An 18,698-nucleotide genomic window follows, 5' to 3' on the forward strand; every position below is an offset into this window, starting at 1 on the left:
TCGTATTTCAACAATTGTCGCGTTTAGCTACTGCGAGTATCTGGTTGCAAGCATCAGCAAATCCCCGCAGAGTCTCATCGATCTTTGGTCAAAACTCTACAGGGACTATAAGCTTGCATTTAACAGACAGAGATTGAGTCACACATACATTTTAACTCATCCCGCTAGACAGATGGAAACTTCCGGGGTATTGAACTCCATCAGTTTCCCTCCTATTCCTCCCACGGCTAAAAGCCGATGGGTTTCTCGGAGTTTTCTATGAACACAGTGCTGTTTCATCTCGCGTTTCCCGTTACCGACATTGAGCAGACCAAAGAGTTTTATGGAAATGGACTGGGCTGCGAAATGGGGCGAGAATCCCGTCATGCCTTGATTTTTAATTTATACGGTAATCAACTCGTGGCGCACGTTACCCAAGAACCTCCAACGCCACAAAAAGGCATTTATCCCCGACACTTTGGCTTAATTTTCACCGAAGAATCGGAATGGGAAGCCTTGCTAGAGCGTGTGCAACAGCGCAATTTAACCTTCTACGAACAGCCCAAACTGCGTTTTAAGGGTCAAATTACCGAGCATCGCACGTTCTTTTTACAAGACCCGTTTTATAACTTACTGGAGTTTAAGTTTTACCGCCATCATGAAGCAATTTTTGGGGGGCGGGAGTTGGCAGAAGTTGGCGATCGCGTTTAACTGGCATCTTCAGCAGTTGCAATAATCAGTTTGATTTATCCCCCAACCTCTCTCATTTGAGGGGAGGGGAGTAAGATTTTCGGCTCCCCCTTCCAACTAACGAATTTTTTCCTTTTCCCCCTCCTTATAGGACGGGGCTGGGGAGTTAGCTTTTTCTACTTTTTGAGAATGGTGCAAGATGTCAGATTTAATAGGTTCAGAAAGGGCAGCGACTATAGCAGCTAGACTGCGAGGATGGACAACCATGAAAGCATGAGCAAAAACTGATAATTTGACATCCCGCCCTACAGGCATCTGGGAGTTTCGTGCAGGGATAATGATAAAATCCCAAGGTGTCCATAGGGACGTGTAATTAATATGTTCCAGCGTCTGGGCGTCTTGATTCAAATCTTCCAAAAACACACTACCCGGACGCATCTGAACGCAAGCGCGGCGATGCCAAAGATAGGCTAACCAAGTGCCTTTGTTGGGTGCAGAGATGGTAATGAAACGTTGTACCCGATTCATCCCTCCTAGTCGTTGTACGTAGTAGCGTGTTACCAAACCCCCCATGCTCAAGCCAACTAAATCAATAGGTTGTTCTGGTGGAAATGTTTTATTGATAAAGTCCCTGACTTGTGATGCCATCTCTTCTAAAGGTAAGGTGGCATTATTCGGTGTTAGGTCGATCATATAAACCGGCCAACCCTGTTGAATCAAGAAGGGAGCTAGGGTACGGAAGACAGAAGAGGTTCTAAGAATGCCGTGAACCAGCACGACTGGATTCCGGTTGTTCTGATGGTTCATTAATGATTCACTCCCAATTCTGCAACTCAGTAATCCAATTACGAAGCAACGCGGTAATTTGTTCGCGGCGTGTTTCAAAGGTAGCCGCTATCCAAATAAATGCGATGCCGACCAGAAGCCCAACAACCCATTTGGAGAAGGGGTAATCAAAAATCAGAATTCCTAGTTGATACAAAGCATTAATTAAAAAAGTTGCCGTGCCTACATAAAGGTATGCTCGAATCCTTAAACCCAGTCCCGCAAAAATTACCAACAAACTAATTATTCCACTTACTAAACCACTCCCTGGATTGCTCCATAAAGCCACAACACAAATTGCACCGCTACCCACCAAGCGTAGGAAGTGACGCCTGTGTTTTTCTTCGGGTTGTTTTAGATTGGGATCGACTTGAGCGATGTAGAGCAAAGACAGTGCCAGCGGAGTGACATACCACAAGGCATCGCTCAGTTTTAGATACCAAAACCAGCGATAGAGCACCCAGTCAATTAACAGGGCACTGAGATAGGTAAAGCGAATTTGCTGATTCAGGATGGCAAAGAAAACGTAGTACCCTGCAATAATCAGTAAACTGACGGGGGAATTCCCCATCGGACTTTCGACAACGGCAATCAGGGGGATAGCGATCGCTGCAACTGTCCAAGGGCGTTTTTGCCAGCCCCAACGTTCCCAAGGCAGGATGAACAGGAAGTAGGCAAAGACAGAAGCGATCGCACCTTTCCAAGGCCCCAATGGCCCCGATAATAGACGTGCAATGGGTAAACTGAGCCAATACAGACGTATTCCAAAGGCTTCTAAAAAGCCCAGATAAACCCAAATTTCTCCACCCCTAACCTCTGGATCGTCGGCTTCCTCCCCCCTGGCAGGCTTGTGGCGTCCCTGAAAGATGGCGTATTGCACTAAAAACACACCCACCCCAAATCCCAGCATTAAAGATTGGGGTTGATAAGTGGTAGCACCTATCAAGAGAAGGCTACTCCAAGCCCAGTGCAGATGAGCGATCACGTTGAGTTCTTCTTTCGTCAGGTGCAGGTACTTGATTAACCAGGGAGATAGCACTCGGTAGGCATACATAATACTCGTCCCCAGCCCTGCCATCACAATTAATCCGTCGCCTGTTGAGCCTCCCGATAGTTGTGAGAGTTGATACAGTAAGATTTCATAAGCAGAAACCGAAACCCCCAACAAAGCAAGGTAGAGCAGGGGTTTAAATGCCTGACGCCGACGCCCCACGCCGATGGCAATCACAGCAAGAGCAAGGGTTGATAAACCCGTCCAGTTGGCGAAAGTGCCCCAGCGCAGTACGCTGCCCAAAATCCCATAAAGTAAAGGGATAACATGCCAGCTACTGGGTAAATGACTCCTACCCGTTCGACGCTGCCACCAGTCCCCTGCTAGCTGGGCAATGAGTCCTAAAGCGAGGTTAGCGATCGCTAAGTTCAGGGCTGAGCGCCCCAAAAAACCCAATCCCTCGGCTGTCAACAATTCCAGACACCAACCTAGGGCGTAAATGCTCCAGTTCGACGGGTGACGCCAGCTCCGATAAAGGATCGCTCCCATTGTCACAAACCCAGCCACCAGCACCGCCACCTCTGGGGAGAGAAACCCCCAATAGACAGCTAAGGAGTGAAGTGTGAGTAGGATGAGTTCTAGACTACATAATGCGATCGCCCAACTATCTGTCGCCGGAACATAAAGGGATGCCAATTCACTAGAACGGCGCATCAGCCAACTACGTATCAGCCATAAACTGGTGAATGCGATCGCACCCGCTACCAACCAACCCTCTAGAGACAGGGGCGGTAATCCAGGGATACCCTCCCATAAGCACATCCCCAAGAAACTCAAACCAAACCCGACTGTAATTCCTGCGGCACTAACGTCTCGCCGATAATGGGTATTCACGAACATCAGGATGGTGGCAACCCCCAAACTGACTAATCGGACATGGGGGATGCTCAGCGTCAAGAATTGCAGCGCAACCAAGGCAGCTATACTTAACGCGCTAGCGAATTGCCTTCGGGAGCCTGATGTCCAAGTCGCTACTCCAGTCAAAGCTAAGGGTGTAACCAGCCACAACAAACCCCAATAAGTCACGTTAACAGTTGGGTTTTCCCATGCGGCTTGAACATTCACCCACAGCAAGACATAACTCAACCCAGCTAAGGCTAAGCCCAAATGCCAAGCACTGCGACGCCATATTGGGGATTGAGCAATTCTAGTAACTCCTGACTCCTGTACGGGTGACGTATGCGTCGCCTCTACACCTGGCTTCTCACGCCCTAACGTCACTGCCCATTCGCCTACCATCAGGGCTAACAAAATGGCTGCCCATTCCCCTCGATTCAGGTGTGGCAACAGATAGTCAATGGCGCACAGAATAGTTGTTATACCTGTAATGTGAGTCAGGTACACCAGCAGTTCGAGATTACGGCTACTACCCAAAAATCCACGTCGTTGGCTGACAATCCCCAAAGTAATGGTGGAATTGAGTAAATTGAGCGTCCGCAGCAGGGGATTAACGGAACTGAGGACAGTTAGGAGGGTGCCAAAGGAGAGAGCGATCGCTTCTCCAAACTCAGCCAAATGAATTTTCTCTCGGCGCTCCAGCCAGTCTATTAACCCGACGATGATGATCAGGTAGGGAAACAGCACCAAGCTTAACAGGGCAAAGGGCGTATCCTCGGAATGGATGAGTTGGCTGGCGGTTGCCACTAGCTGTGTTTGGATATGGGCTGGAATCAACCGCCAAAACAGCCATAGGGACTGTAAGCCAGTGCACAAAATAGCGGCTAAGTCAAGCTTCTGCCAAAATCGTTGTAAGCGACTACCAAAGAACCACAAGCCCAATCCACTCACTGCGATCGCTTGCCAGGGAAACTCGACTCCCACCGAAACCAGCCAGCCTACAAACAGCAACCCACCCCCCAGCCACTCCCAACTCAACTGAGGCAATTCGGATTCCTCGGCTGACAACTTCCGTTGTTGCTGGGATAGCCAAGATAGGAACCAGCCGTAGGCACCAATTGCTAAACCGAGCTGCTGGATATCCACACCTGCGACAAAAATGGCTCTAAACAGAAGAATGCCGATGCCATACACCGCGATTTGGAACGTAGCGGGATGTAGGATATCGGGCGAAGCCCTTCCCGCAGGCTGGGATGAATTAATCCTGCCTTGAGGCTTCCGTCTTCTGCATTCCCAATAGAATGTGGCTAAGGTAGTACTTGTGCCCAAATAAACCGCCACTAGAGGAAATCCGGGCACACTCCAACCCCAGTGCAGGTAACTGAGCGCCAAATAATTGAGGATGGGTAAAGGGGGTTGTTGCTCTCGTTTCCAGATGAAAAAGGCGTTAGCGTAGCGTGCGCGTAGCGCAATCGCGCTCAAGATCGGGGTAGCACAAGCCACCACAATCCAATCGACGGGATTACGCCACAACCCAAAGCCGTCCATCGCCCAAAAGTTGACCGGCACCAGTAGCAGCGTCACAATCTGCAACGTCTGAGCCGTCAAGCGTAAATTACTCTGCCGATTTGCCCAGGCACAGACTCCCCAAAACGTTAAGGTATATCCCAATAACACCCCATATTGTCCAGAGGCTGGGAAATTCTTCCATTGACTGGCAGCTAGCACCCCAGAGGATACCACCACCATGAACACCCCTAGAAACAGCAGCCACCTGACGCTGAGTTCTGCCTGAAGCGACTGCAACATTTCCGTGAGCCAGGTGGGGGACGGATTGGGTTGTTTTGGTGCGGGTGCCGTCGGTTCCTCTGGAGCAAAGTCTGTGGCGAACTCCGGTAACCGTTGAGGCATTGGTGTGCGGGGTGATATTGGCGCTGGAGTTGAGGAGGCTGTTGGCGTAACAATTACTTGTGGCAACGGACAGGTAAGATTTTCTCGGCACAACTTTTGCACGAGACTGTCCGAAAGCAAACCTAAGCGTAAAAACGCATCTAAACCTTCTAACAGTTCAGGATTAGACGTTTGAGTTGTGAGTTCAACTTTGAGTTGAGTCTGAGACAGTAAACCCAAGCGCCGCCATATACTTAGACCTTTTAACAGTGCAGGCTGAGCCGTACTGGTCGTGACTTCAATTGTGACTGAACGATCTGCCCAAGGCGGCAGCGCTTCGCTATCGCGTGGCGATGACATAAGCAGCAATCCCTTCTACTCAATCCCATCATGACTTTAGATTGGGAAGGCGCGATCGCCCTCTTGAATAGAAAACAAGCATAGCAGAAGAGGCTCAAGCAGCGTTGCTTGAGCCTCTTCTGAGTCAATTAAGCTTTAAGGCTTAGTAGCGATTACGATTTCCTGAAGAGAAGTTTCTATTTCCTCCCCGACCGCCACCGCCACCAGACGGCCCTCTATCTTCGCGAGGCTTCGCCTTATTCACCTTCATATCACGACCCATCCACTCAGCTCCATCAAGAGCCTCAATCGCTGCTGTTTCTTCAGCTTCTGTACCCATTTCTACAAAAGCAAAGCCACGTAAGCGACCTGTTTCACGGTCTGTGGGTAACTGAATCCGCTTTACAGAACCATATTCTGCAAAAACAGCGCTGAGGTCTTCTTGAGTGACCTCGTAGGAAAGATTGCCTACATAAATGGACATAGATTATCTCCAAAATCAGAGGGTGTAGAGAGATAGATTTCGGAGAGAAGCCTGTTAAGACCACAAGGAGTAAAGCCTGTCAATGCTAGAAACAAACGCTACAACCGAATTTATTCTCATCGGCTAGTCTAGCACAGCGTTTACACCTCATGGTTAGAGAGCAAAAATTGTTACAAAACGCAATAAATGGTTGCACAGAAGCGCTGTCCAGACGAGAAGCCTCGTGTTCGCAATCCCTCTCAATACAAAGGAGAGGTACCGTGAACTCCTGAACACCTGAGTATCTGAGAATACCATCGCCAGGGATTTTTTACATAACCTGTTCGACTATAGGTGAGGCAAAAACGGCTAGTCCATTAGGAATACACTCAATTTCCGCAGGAGTGGTGCCAATAATTTCACCATCCACGACGATTTTTTGAGGTGGATCTGTTGTTACCTTAATCCGCCGGGTTGATAAGTGGATAATATCCGGTCGGTTGGGCGCAGTCTGGATTAAAGCTGAGCCAAAAAGGCTAAACATGGCATTCACGGCTTGGAGCTTCGTGCTGGGTGTAGCAATGGTCACATCTAACAGACCATCTGTCGCAATCACCTGCCCTAATCCTTGAGCCAAAACAGAGGTTGGTGGTGCGGCGTTGGCAACGGTGACGGCTCCTGCCAGGAACTCATTGACAACGCCGTCAATCTCAATTTGCGTGGCAAACACTTCGTGTTCGTTGAGTTGTTGAATACCAGCTACGATGTAGGCTAAGGCTCCGAAGCGGCTTTTCGCCTCCCTGTTGGCTCGTTCAACCATTTCTGCCTCAAATCCAATACCTGCCAGCAAAATCATCGGGAACCCATTGCAGCGAGCCGCATCCACAATACAGGTTGTCCCCGCTAAAATTGTCTCGCAAGCTCCTCTAATATTGGTGGGAATTCCCAAGGCAACGGCAAAGGCATTGGCAGTTCCCCTGGCGATTATCCCCAAAGGTATCCCTGTGCCAATCACGGCTCCAGCTACGGCGGAGATCGTACCATCACCACCCGATGCAATGATCAATTCTGCTCCTTGTGCGATCGCATCCTGAGCCAATTGTTCTGCACTGAGTTCCGGGGTTGTCAAGTGAACATTTAAGCGAATTTTGGGTTCTAGAAGCTGCTGGATTAGGGCTAGGTCTTGCTGTGCATTCCCTTGACCTGAAACGGGGTTAAAGATTAGATAACCTACACGAGTGTGATGCAACATTGCCACGATCGCTTCTGCTGTCGCGAGGTTTGTGGCAAGAGGGATGTTGTGAACCTCGCAGATACGTAATAGTGCTTGGATATTCGGTTCGTGAGGTTGAGCGTAGAGGGGGTCAAACAGGAAAATTACGGCAATAACTTGACCTGTGGCAACTTGAGCTGCAATTTGAGCATCGCCTCCCATTGGCCCAGACAACATGCGTTCGACGGGTAAACCGGTTCCTTCTTGGATGCGCTGTCCGGTGCTTCCGGTTGCCATTAATTTGTAGCGAGCAAGAATCGGTGCATAGGTACGAGCAAAGGCAACAATATCGTCTTTTTTGCGATCGTGGGCAATCAGGGCGATGGTGGTGGGCATAGTTGACTAGACAAGGATTCAGAAGTCAGAAGTCTTCTAGTCAGAATAATGGTTATCGAGGATGAATAGCCAGTTTGCGACGAGCCATAACCAAAGCCATCGCGTTTTGGGGAGGGTGGGGGGGAGAGGCGATCGCATTCTTTAGCTACAAGAGATTGGGCGAAGCTGTGTCCACAGTTGATGGCAACATTTATTTAACTTTCGCGAGTAATATATTTTTTCATCTAAGGCAACCAAAAATCTGGCAATAAATTCTTACCCAAATCGCGCACTGTCTTATTAATCATCCGACCTAACTGAATATGGGGTTCATCCGGTTCAACAGGGATAATGTTTGCATTACGTCCATGACCGAAATACGCGATCGCAATATTGGCAGCTTCCAAACCTGTAACATAAGCCTTCTCCTGTGACCAAGAACCGTGGCGAGTGACAATCCAATCCCCACTCATAAAAACATTCTCGATGGTCGTCACAGATGGCATTAGATACTGATAGCTACCCGGTGCAAAATGAGTCACTCCTTGCGGTACCCGAATAACACAACTATCGATAACTTTTGCCTGTCCAAATGCTGGGATACAAGTTGCTAAATCATGCTGAACTTTTTCTCCAATTTGCTTATCACTTAGAGGTAGCAACTGATTGGCGTGGTAAAAGTCCGCTTCAATGACGCTACCGGGTTCATCACGGTATTCGTCTTGCAATGCATTGAGGTCAAAAAATGTCCAGCCTGTTGTGGGGTCAAATCCAAAGCAGGCATTCGAGGGATGGCGGATGTTTATTTTGCGATCGAACCACAACCGCGTTGCCAACACATCAATTGACCCTAAATTCTTCAAGTCTCGGAATTCCCGATAATTTTGTAGTGTCGGGCTACCGCTAACTATCTTTTTCATGCCACTGACGCTAACACTAAAAATCACCGCGTCTGCCTCAAAAACTTCATCGCCGCAGACAACCCCTTTTGCCTTACCCGTGCTGTCAAGAAGGATGTCGCTGACTCGTTTATTCGTGAGTACCCTGCCGCCAGCTTGCTGAATGCGTTCCACCCAAGGTTTAAATATCATCTCCCCAACCGTTCCCCGACACCAAACGACATCAAAATCGGGTTGGTGAGCGAGGATGAAGTAGTAAAGCATCCCCAACGCTGCGGCGGCGGAACACTGTTCCCCAGGTGCAAATAAGCCGACTAATAGCATGGGTTCAAAGGAATCTTTGTACAGTCGGGCAGAGACACCAAACTGCTTAAATAGTTCACGGGCAGTTACTTTGTCATAGCGTTGCCATGCTTCATCCGAGTTATCAAAATCGATGATGCCATAGAGTAAGGGTAAAGCTGAAAGGCGGTCAATAAGTGGCAACCGCTGGAACTGGGTATAGAGAAAGGTGCCTAATGGAGTGGGGAGTCGGGGTTCATTTTGAAAAATCGGCGATTCCACTTCCAACCCAGCGGGGGAATATTGGGAGGAACGGGTAAACGGGGTAAACGGATTCAGTCCCAATTCTCGAACCAGGGCAAAGATATTGCTGTAGGGATACCAGAAGCCATGAATCCCGCCCTCGATGGAACGTCCTCCGGCAGTTTTCCAGCCTGCCACTAAACCACCAGGATAAGGACTCGCTTCTAGGAGTGTAACGTCGTAGCCCTGTTTGGCTAAGTGGTAGGTTGCTCCTAATCCAGCCCAACCGGCACCGACAACGACTACCCGTTTTTGTTCTGACGCTGCTGACATCCTTTACCTCTTGAGTCTCTTTGTTTAGCTTAAATTGACAAGAAGCCCCACGTCTCAACCCGACAGGGTGAGCGTGGATGAATTGCGGGGAGCGCGGAGGTACCTCCGCTGACCAAATGATGATAGGCTTGCTTATAGTAAATAAATTTCACTCTAAATGCTCAGGGTTGTTAAGGTCAGACTCTATCCCAATCCACAACAGCAGCAGCTACTAGAACAATCGTTTGGTAACTGCCGTTGGCTGTGGAATTATTGTCTGAACTTAATGAACCAGACGTACAAAGAGACAGGAAAAGGGTTGTCAGGTTATGAAGTTAAGAAGTTCATCCCACAGTTAAAGAAAGAGCATGAATGGTTAACTCTGACGTATTCACAGTGTTTGCAGCAAGCCTGCTTAAACCTGGGAGTAGCCTTCAATAACTTCTTTGAAGGAAGGGCGAAATACCCTAGATTCAAATCAAAGCATGGTAAGCAGTCAATCCAGTATCCTCAACACATCAAGGTTGCAGATAGTCATTTAACTATTCCCAAGATAGGCCAGGTGTCGGCAACTATTCACAGAAAAATTGAGGGTAAAGTAAAGACTGTAACTATCTCCAAGAACTGCTCCAGTCAATACTTCGCAGCTATTTTATTTGATGACGGATCATATAAGCCGAAGTCAAGCACAGATGGCAAAGCGATAGGTATTGACCTGGGACTGAGCCATTTCGCTGTAACCAGCGATGGATCTAAGTTTGATAATCCCCGAATACTCTTGCAGCACGAGCGGAATTTAAAGCTCAAACAACAGCAGCTATCTAGAAAACAGAAAGGTTCTAATAACTGCAATAAAACGAGAAAGAGAGTCGCTAGGGTTCATAGGAAGATTACTAACTGTCGTGAAGATTTTCTGCACAAGCTATCGCGTAGGATAGTGAACGAAAACCAAGTCATTGTGGTGGAAAATCTTAACGTTAAAGGCATGATGCAAAATCACTATCTAGCCAAAGCTATTCATCAAGTTGGATGGGGAATGTTTTGCACCATGCTCAAATACAAAGCTGAGGCAGAAGGGAAGGTTTATCAAGAAGTTGATCGTTTTTTCCCCAGTTCTAAAACTTGCCATGTATGCCTCAACCAAGTCGCCAGTCTACCACTAAAAGTAAGACGTTGGACTTGTGAAAACTGCCAAACTACTCACGACAGGGACATCAACGCTGCTATTAACCTTCGAGACGAAGGACTACGAATTTTGACCTCTGGAACGGGGGATAAAGCCTGTCGCCCAGATGTAAGCCGTAGTAATAGAGGACGCAAGAAATCTACTACTACGCTTTCTGTTGGGCAGGAAGCCTACTGTGTACGCGAAGCGTCACTGTAGGTAGTTCACGATGACACGATTGGTAGGAGGGCAGGAAGACTGGATGTGTTGTAAAAATTTCTGTGATTTACAGGCTAAACATCAGCAACAGTGATGAGAGTAGGGACACGGAAACAGGAATTTCTCGGTCTAGACCATAATTTAAAAACGCCTTCTCAAAACCTACCAATTTGGGTCAACATAGAGATTAATGGTTAATTCTTTACGACCCGCTGGTACGCCTGTAATGCAGGCACAAATCGTCTCCCCATCATTGAGTTCTACCTCACAAGCATGACAAGTTCCCATCAAGCAACCTGTGGGAATAAACACACCAGCGCGTTCAGCCACTTGCAACATTGGCTCTCCCACTTCGGCATCAACTGTCACGTTATCGGGTAAGAATTGAATGCTAACACTCATGGGTTGTTAGTAATTAATTGTTAGTTAGTATCACAAAAACGATGGAGTATTAAAGGATGAATAGCTACGCCATTCCCCCAAGATAGTCTAAACCATAACTTCACCCTTCATCCTTCTTGATTAGCTTTTTGAGACGGTAAAAACGGGCTTAAATCTAAATGTTCTTCCACCGTATCCGCCAGCAAGTTTAACATCGTTTCTCGTTGTTCGCGGTAATTCGCAACACCTGTAGGCAGAGACGGGAGTCCTCGTTGCTGTCGCAGAAAATTCAACCAGGCACGTCGCCAAGGCCCATTGTCAAAAAGTCCGTGCAGGTAACTGCCCCAAACCGATTGATTAATGTCAACAATGCCTAAACCAGGGTCATCAAATAGAGGTTTACAAGATGACTGTGTATTTCCTTCTTCGGATTCTACTAATCGCGATCGCCCTTGATGAATTTCGTAACCTGAAACAGGTAAACCCACTTGAGGATAATTGGACGTTACAATCCGCTGACGTGCAACTTTATTACCTGCAATAACTGTTTTTAAGGGTAACAAACTTAACCCTTGATAACGTCCCTCTTGCCCTTCAATTCCCTCCGGATCGGCGAGCATTTTGCCCAACATTTGAAAACCACCACAAATTCCCAACACTGTACCTCCGGCAGCGGCGTACTCTTGAATGGCTGCCGCCATACCCGTTTTTTGTAGGACTAGTAAATCAGCAATGGTTGTTTTACTACCTGGGAGAATCACCGCATCTGGATGTCCCAAGGGTTGGGATGGCATTACATATTTGACGGTGACGCTGGGTTCGGATTCGAGCGGGTCAAAATCCGTAAAATTGGAAATTCGAGGCAGTCGAATGACGGCAATCGTGATTTCGCTATTCGCCTTTTTTTGAAAGTTTCGTTCTAGCAAATCCAGGGAGTCTTCGGCGGGGAATATCTGCTCCATCCAGGGAATCACACCCACGACAGGAATACCCGTGCGTTCTTCCAGCCAGGTGATACCGGAATCCAAAAGCGATCGCTGACCCCTAAACTTATTAATCACCACACCCTTAATTAAGGCGCGTTCTTCGGGTTCCAAAAGTTCCAGAGTGCCGACGACGTGAGCAAAAGCTCCACCTCGATCAATATCCACCACCAGCAAGGTAGGAGCATTTAAATGCATCGCCACTCGCATATTCGTCAAGTCGCGGTGCTTAAGATTAATCTCCGCAGGACTACCCGCACCTTCGCACACCACTAAATCAAAGTCATTCGTCAGACGCCGCAGTGATTCTTCAATCGCCTGCCAACCTTGAGTAAAATACTGCTCATAGTAATCGGCTGCACTGACTTTGCCGACAGCTTTGCCCATGAGAATGACTTGGGAAGTCATGTCCCCTTGTGGCTTGAGTAATATGGGATTCATTTCCACACAGGGCATTACCCCGGCAGCCCAGGCTTGTACCGCCTGTGCATGACCGATTTCTCCCCCATTCGGCGTTACATAGGCATTCAGCGCCATATTCTGCCCTTTAAAGGGGGTGACACGCCAGCCGCGCCGCGAGAGAATACGACATAAGGCTGTGGCAATTAAAGATTTTCCTGCGTGGGAGGTTGTACCCACGACCATAATGGCTTTCATACTTTGGGTTAGAAGCTGGTTGTACTAGGCTTTCGCGAAAATGTAGACGCCACCGATTGAAGGGTTTATTAAAAAGGCAGTCTGAACCATCGACTCACCGCATTATAAAGCCGATCTAAAAAGGAGGGGGGAGGTAGGGTTCCCCCTTGGTTTTCCCATTTTTCGACTAAATGACGCCCTAAAGGTGTTAAACGAAAACTATCCGTAATGCCCTGACCATCGACTTCACGTCGTAAAATACCGACTTGAATTAACCACATTAACCCACCTTCGATCGCCAATTCCGATAGGGGGCGTTTTGTGTAATGGTGTTCAACACCTTTTTGTCCTGCGATCGCTTGCAAGGAAACACTTTGCGATCGCATCGCTGCCAATAAAGGTAACTGGAAGGGTAAACACCGAATGGCTCGTTCTGCACGTTTAAGCGTGCTAGTCGAATATTGAATTGATTGAGTATCCAAAGGTTGAAGTGAAGTCATCGCAACGGTTGGTAAATTAACACCCTACTGACCGCTGGTTCGGTTTTTCTATCTTAAGCGGTTTCTATCAGATCCCGCCCCATCGTTTCTAACCAGTACGGTTCATTTCTGGGAAAATTGTAATCTATTGTAATATGTAGAGTTGGATGTTTACTTTAGACCAACAGGATACAAAAACGATGGCTTTACAAGTTGGTATGGATGCTCCGGCCTTTACCGCCAAAGATAGTGATGGCAATACCATTTCTCTGTCAGATTTAGCCGGCAAAACTGTTGTGCTATATTTCTATCCTAAAGATGACACCCCCGGTTGCACCAAACAAGCCCAAAGCTTCCGGGACAACTACACCCAATACCAAGGGAAAGATATGGTTGTACTGGGTGTCAGCAGGGACGATGAAGCCTCCCATAAGCAATTTCAAGAAAAATATGGTCTGCCTTTCCAACTCCTAGCCGATACAGATGGAACCATTACCAAGGCTTACGATGTTGATGGGGGGGGTTATGCCAAGCGTGTCACCTACATCATTGACAGTAATGGCAAAATTACCCATGTCGATGACAAGGTGAATACAAGCAACCACGCCCAAGATATCTTAGCGGCAATGGGCTAATTGACCAGAATTCATAAATAAAAAATTGAGAGGTACGTTCAACCGTACCCCTCCTTTTTAATCACTCATTTGGACAATCGGATTGAATTAATTGCCCTGTGGGTTTTCCGGCTGAGTGTTAGTGGCTGGATTTTCTAGAAGTTGCGGTTCTGGGTTGCCAATCAGTACTCGTTGTTGGCGCTTGAATGCTTCAGCCGCATTATTGAGATTTCGATTTTGCTCTTGGGAATACTCGCTCATATCGCGCATACCCCCCAATTGAGACTGATGAATCATTTGAAAGATATTGAAGTCGCCACCACCCAGGTTTCCACCAAATGAATCTCTCTCATTTTGTCGAGACGCATCTGGGAAACTTTGAATATTGCCTGGAGCGGGAGCGGTTTGAGCCGAAGCCACTTGAGGGAGAATCATCGAGGCGATGGCTACCGTTGAAACGCCTACGCCAAGAGCTATTCGAGCGAAGCAGGTTGAGGCGAATGCTGAAACGAACGGGTTAGTGATCTTCATGGCGGTTTAGGGCAAATTATGCTAACTCAATAATGACACTTAAGAAATGCGGCGGCGCAGCAAAGGCTGAATTGCCACTAATATTACAGCATCAAAAACTAACAACACGAGGAGAGCTCCCCCAAAGGAAATAGATGCCCAAGGCGCTTGCATCACAATACTACCGAGTGACCAATCGCTGTGGTTATACAGATAACGAATCGGCTCGATCGCATAACTCAGAGGATTGAGGCTTGCTACAATTTGCAACCATCCCGGCATAAAGGATAGAGGTGCAAGCGCTGTACTGGCGAACAGCAAGGGCAAGTTGGTTACAAAAATTACGGCTATGAGTTCAATGTGTCCAGGTAGGGCAAATGCTAATCCCAAACTCAACGCCGTTACCCCGACAACTAACAAAAGAACAATCAGGGTAATCACTGCCAATCCTACTGGACTAGGGAAACCCGCTCCTAAAAAGGCGCAAGTGATAATGATAGCCGCCGCTTGAATCAAACTCAGAGCAATAATATAAATCGCATTGGCGGCAACAATGGAGAACCGAGAAGCTAGAGGTGCTACAAGTAAGCGATTCAAGAAACCAAATTCTCGGTCAAACATCACGGGCAAACCAGCATTCAGTGCACCAGCGAAGACGGTGAACACTAATACCCCCGCACCCAGGAATTTTCCATAAGAAAGACCCTCACCAAACAGGTCTTGCGGCGCATTTTGAAACAAGGCACCGAACAGAATGAGCCACATTAAAGGCTGAACTATTCCGGCAATTAAGGTAGAAGGACGCCGCTGTAATTGAATGAATAGACGTTTGGTGAGGGCTAAAGTTTCTTGGATAAATTCACCCAAACCTGGCTTATCGCTAATTAAGGTTTGATTGGATAGGTCGGGTTGTAAGTTAATCTCTGATTTAGAAGGAGTAATGGTTCCGCTCATCTTATTTTTTATCTTTCAAAGGAATTTGATTGTCTTTTGTGGAGCAGGCATCTTGCCTGCTATTTTTACCCAAACAGGCAGGATGCCTGTCCCACAGCAGAGATAGTTAACCTACCGCATATTTTGTTTTTTCTCTGCTTTGGGGTCGCGTGTCCCAGCGGCGGCGAGTTCGGCATCCATTAAGGTTCTACCCGTGGCAGCGAGATAAACATCATCTAAACTGGGTCGCGACTGAGCAATTCCAAATGTGGGTAAACCCACGTCCTTCAAGGATTGCTGAATGGTCATTAAAGCATCGCTTTGGGGTTTCACAACCAAGTTGAGGGAGTTACCCTGAGCGCCATTGATAATAATCTCTTGCACAAAGGGTAGAGTTTGAAGCATATCTTTGGCTTTTTCGGCTTCTTCAGTTGGGGAGAACTCACGGATACGCAGGGTAATGCGATCGCCTCCGACTCGATCTTTCAACTGGGAGGGTGTCCCCTCGGCAATCACAATACCGCGATCGATAATTGCAACTCGATCCGCCAAGGCGTCAATCTCATCTAAATAGTGGCTGGTAATTACAACCGTGGTTCCTGCTTCCCGCAGCTTACGCAATAAATCCCAAACTACATAGCGGCTTTCAATATCCAACCCGACGGTTGGTTCATCTAAGACCAAAACCTCTGGTTGATGCAGCAACCCTGCTGCTAAATCGAGGCGTCTTTTCAGTCCTCCAGAGTAGGTGCCTGTCTTTTTATCCGCATATTCCTCTAAACCCAACAAGCTAATCACTTCCGTAATCCGCTTTTTGGCAGCACTACCAGGAAGGTGATATAGTGCCGCTTGCAGTTGCAGAAGTTCTCGCCCCGTGAGCATCTTATCGAGGGCGACTTCCTGCGCGACATAACCGAGGCGTCGTCGTGCTGCCCTTGGGTTGTCAATGACGGAGATGCCAGAAACCTCAATTTTACCCGCGTCGGGTGTACTCAAGGTACACAGGCAGCGAATGGTGGTGGTTTTCCCTGAACCATTGGGGCCGAGTAACCCAAACAATTCACCGGGTTCTACTTTAAAGGAGATATCCTTGACGGCTTCGACATCGCCGTAGCGCTTTTGCAGATTTTGGACTAAAACAACGGCAGCCATAAGTATTCCTATGCCTGGATAGGCTACACAAATCTAAACACTCTTTCTTTCCATTTTAGGGGGTTACCTGCCTTAGGGCGTGAAGCGCTAATCTGGCATCAGACCTGTCCCTCTGAATCAGGACGTAAAGGAGCAGATAAGTATGGTGACTACTGCTGTTGTATCAGAAAATTTCTCTGTGGAAGACTTTATGCTAAATCTTCCAGAACACATGGAATGGGTGGATGGGCAACTGATAGAGAAAAATGGCATGACGTTACAGCATAGTGAAATTCAGGGGAATCTGTACTTTTACTGGAGGAGTTACAAGACTTCCAGTGGACAAGGGGGAAAAGTCTATACTGACGTACCTTGTCGCACGAATAAGCAAGGAAGGCGTCCGGATGTTGCCTATCTTACGCCTGAGCTAGTCGCACAGTTTGGCAAGGCAGATATATTGCCACAGAGTTTTCCTCTAATTGCGGAGATAGTTTCTCCGACTGATATTGCTGAGGACGTGTTTCTCAAAGCGCAGGAATATTTACAGTCGGGTTGCGAGGAAGTTTGGTTAGTGTTTCCCTCAAGTCGTTTAGTCTTAGTGATGACTCAAAGTCAGATAGTAGGGTTTACAGCGGGTGAAGTGGTTACTACTCAAAAAGTATTGCTGGGTTTTAGTGTGGCGGTAGATGAATTGTTGGCTTGAGGCTGACAAATTAGCTAGCTTTTGGGAACACTCACTATAAATACAATCTGCTGACGCCTGTCCCAATATGCTTTATTGTTCCAATCCCACCTGCTCGAATCCTTTCAGCCCTGATGGGAATAAGTTTTGCCTTAGTTGTGGTTCACAAACACTCTCACCCCTATTCCGCAACCGCTACCGCGTGATTCAACTCTTGGGTGAGGGGGGATTTGGCAGAACTTATGAAGCCATAGATACAGATAGAATAGACGACCCTTGTGTGATTAAGCAATTTTTTCCACAAGTTCAGGGCATGGCAGCGCTGGAGAAAGCGACGGAATTATTTAAGCAAGAAGCAAAGCGACTGTATGAACTGGGAGAGCATCCTCAGATTCCCCGGCTGATTGCTTATTTTGAACAAGATAAGCGCCTGTATCTAGTGCAAGAGTTAATTGAAGGGCAGACTTTACTTGCAGAATTGCAGCAGCAGGGAGCGTTTAACGAAGAAAAGATTCGGCAATTGCTAGCGGATTTGCTGCCAGTACTCAAGATTGTTCATGAACGCGGCGTGATTCATCGGGACATCAAGCCAGAGAATATTATGCGCCGCCGTAAGGATGGCAAGTTGATGCTGATTGATTTTGGCATCTCCAAACAGGTGACAGCAACGATTCTTGGTCACGCAGGTACGACAATTGGGACGCATGGATATGCATCGATAGAACAAATGCGGGGTCAAGTTTATCCGGCTAGCGACCTTTACAGTTTGGGCGTTACTTGCATTCGGTTACTAACCCAATGTTTACCAAAGGAAGACGGTTCTGATGAACTTTATGATGCACTGAATGGTAAATGGATATGGCGAGAACGTCTGCCAAAAAGTATAACTATCAGCCCACAACTGGGGCAAGTCTTGGATAAATTAACCCAAAACTATGTGAGAGATCGCTATCAATCCGCCGATGAAGTGCTACGAGCATTCAACCCTGCAAGCTCCGCGCCATCGAATTCAAGCGCGGTAACAGCTGTAAGCAATAATATGACTTTCTCTTCTGCTCTAAATTCAACGGTGGTAAAAGAATATAGCAAGCTGCAAGAACTACTTGCAGAAGGAAAATGGCAAGAGGCTGATGAAGAAACTCAGGCTATCATGTTTGAAGTATTCGGTTATCCAAGCATCTTCAATGTATCCCTTTATCCGGAAAACATCAAAGTATTTCCCTGCGAAAACCTGCGTAAGATAGACCAGCTTTGGGTACAACACAGCAATGGTCGCTTCGGTTTTAGTGTGCAGAAACAAATCTGGAAGAGTGTGAACAAAGAATGGAATTTTTTTTGCGATCGCGTTGGATGGCGCGTGAATGGTAACTGGCTTTCTTATAACAACCTCACCTTCACATTAGAGGCTCCAGTAGCTCACCTGCCTGGGTTGAGAGACTTACGATATGGGAGGTGGTTTGGTCGTCATGGACTATGGGTTCAGTGGTGGGTTATTCTCTTCTCTCGCGTTGAGGCTTGTGGGCTGTGATGTCCTGTAGTTAAAGAATACAGCCGCTCCAGCTGTCTG

General features: G+C 47.4%; 16 protein-coding genes. 5 read left to right on the plus strand and 11 right to left on the minus strand.

The features are described 5' to 3' along the window. Positions 1 to 258: 258 nt before the first annotated feature. Complete coding sequence (locus NDI48_18940; GenBank protein MEP0833250.1) at positions 259 to 690, plus strand: VOC family protein; 432 nt, start codon at positions 259 to 261, stop codon at positions 688 to 690. Positions 691 to 786: 96 nt separating this feature from the next. Here the strand turns inward: NDI48_18940 and NDI48_18945 are convergent, their stop codons facing one another. From NDI48_18945 to NDI48_18965, 5 genes are all read right to left on the minus strand, one after another. Further along, positions 787 to 1,476, minus strand: a complete 690-nt coding sequence (locus tag NDI48_18945) for a triacylglycerol lipase (GenBank protein MEP0833251.1) — start codon at positions 1,474 to 1,476, stop codon at positions 787 to 789. A 7-nt stretch (positions 1,477 to 1,483) separates the two neighbouring features. Continuing rightward, positions 1,484 to 5,632, minus strand: coding sequence for a DUF2157 domain-containing protein (locus NDI48_18950; protein ID MEP0833252.1), 4,149 nt, complete (start codon positions 5,630 to 5,632; stop codon positions 1,484 to 1,486). 142 nt (positions 5,633 to 5,774) lie between these two features. Then, positions 5,775 to 6,095 (minus strand): RNA-binding protein, encoded by a 321-nt coding sequence (locus NDI48_18955; protein MEP0833253.1) that lies wholly within the window; start codon positions 6,093 to 6,095, stop codon positions 5,775 to 5,777. Between the two features lie 310 nt (positions 6,096 to 6,405). Further along, positions 6,406 to 7,683 carry a methylglyoxal synthase gene (mgsA, locus tag NDI48_18960; protein ID MEP0833254.1) on the minus strand — a complete coding sequence of 426 codons (1,278 nt, stop codon included), beginning with the start codon at positions 7,681 to 7,683 and terminating at the stop codon, positions 6,406 to 6,408. 224 nt (positions 7,684 to 7,907) lie between these two features. Then, the gene (locus NDI48_18965; GenBank protein MEP0833255.1) at positions 7,908 to 9,419 is read right to left on the minus strand and encodes an FAD-dependent oxidoreductase; all 1,512 of its coding nucleotides are present in this window, start codon (positions 9,417 to 9,419) and stop codon (positions 7,908 to 7,910) included. Positions 9,420 to 9,576: 157 nt separating this feature from the next. Between NDI48_18965 and NDI48_18970 the strand changes: the two genes are divergently transcribed. Then, positions 9,577 to 10,782: a transposase gene (locus tag NDI48_18970; GenBank protein ID MEP0833256.1), complete on the plus strand. Its 1,206-nt coding sequence runs from the start codon at positions 9,577 to 9,579 to the stop codon at positions 10,780 to 10,782. A 162-nt stretch (positions 10,783 to 10,944) separates the two neighbouring features. Here the strand turns inward: NDI48_18970 and NDI48_18975 are convergent, their stop codons facing one another. From NDI48_18975 to NDI48_18985, 3 genes are all read right to left on the minus strand, one after another. Next, the gene (locus NDI48_18975; GenBank protein MEP0833257.1) at positions 10,945 to 11,184 is read right to left on the minus strand and encodes a 2Fe-2S iron-sulfur cluster binding domain-containing protein; all 240 of its coding nucleotides are present in this window, start codon (positions 11,182 to 11,184) and stop codon (positions 10,945 to 10,947) included. A 107-nt stretch (positions 11,185 to 11,291) separates the two neighbouring features. Then, positions 11,292 to 12,803 carry a cobyric acid synthase CobQ gene (cobQ, locus tag NDI48_18980; GenBank protein ID MEP0833258.1) on the minus strand — a complete coding sequence of 504 codons (1,512 nt, stop codon included), beginning with the start codon at positions 12,801 to 12,803 and terminating at the stop codon, positions 11,292 to 11,294. A gap of 68 nt (positions 12,804 to 12,871) precedes the next feature. Continuing rightward, positions 12,872 to 13,282: a hypothetical protein gene (locus NDI48_18985; protein MEP0833259.1), complete on the minus strand. Its 411-nt coding sequence runs from the start codon at positions 13,280 to 13,282 to the stop codon at positions 12,872 to 12,874. Positions 13,283 to 13,461: 179 nt separating this feature from the next. On the opposite strand from NDI48_18985, the gene NDI48_18990 reads away from it, so the two are divergent. Further along, on the plus strand, positions 13,462 to 13,896 hold the full coding sequence (locus NDI48_18990) for a peroxiredoxin (protein MEP0833260.1): 435 nt from the start codon (positions 13,462 to 13,464) through the stop codon (positions 13,894 to 13,896). An 87-nt stretch (positions 13,897 to 13,983) separates the two neighbouring features. Here NDI48_18990 and NDI48_18995 read toward each other — a convergent pair whose 3' ends face one another. The 3 genes from NDI48_18995 to NDI48_19005 all read right to left on the minus strand — a co-directional run bounded on the left by NDI48_18995 (position 13,984) and on the right by NDI48_19005 (position 16,470). After that, complete coding sequence (locus tag NDI48_18995) at positions 13,984 to 14,406, minus strand: hypothetical protein (protein MEP0833261.1); 423 nt, start codon at positions 14,404 to 14,406, stop codon at positions 13,984 to 13,986. A gap of 39 nt (positions 14,407 to 14,445) precedes the next feature. Then, complete coding sequence (locus NDI48_19000; GenBank protein ID MEP0833262.1) at positions 14,446 to 15,339, minus strand: ABC transporter permease; 894 nt, start codon at positions 15,337 to 15,339, stop codon at positions 14,446 to 14,448. A gap of 111 nt (positions 15,340 to 15,450) precedes the next feature. Next, the gene (locus tag NDI48_19005; protein MEP0833263.1) at positions 15,451 to 16,470 is read right to left on the minus strand and encodes an ABC transporter ATP-binding protein; all 1,020 of its coding nucleotides are present in this window, start codon (positions 16,468 to 16,470) and stop codon (positions 15,451 to 15,453) included. Positions 16,471 to 16,612: 142 nt separating this feature from the next. On the opposite strand from NDI48_19005, the gene NDI48_19010 reads away from it, so the two are divergent. Then, positions 16,613 to 17,152, plus strand: a complete 540-nt coding sequence (locus tag NDI48_19010) for a Uma2 family endonuclease (GenBank protein MEP0833264.1) — start codon at positions 16,613 to 16,615, stop codon at positions 17,150 to 17,152. Positions 17,153 to 17,219: 67 nt separating this feature from the next. Further along, complete coding sequence (locus NDI48_19015; protein ID MEP0833265.1) at positions 17,220 to 18,659, plus strand: serine/threonine-protein kinase; 1,440 nt, start codon at positions 17,220 to 17,222, stop codon at positions 18,657 to 18,659. The last annotated feature ends 39 nt before the right edge of the window (positions 18,660 to 18,698 follow it).

The organism is Microcoleus sp. AS-A8, assembly GCA_039962225.1.
GTDB lineage: Bacteria > Cyanobacteriota > Cyanobacteriia > Cyanobacteriales > Coleofasciculaceae > Allocoleopsis.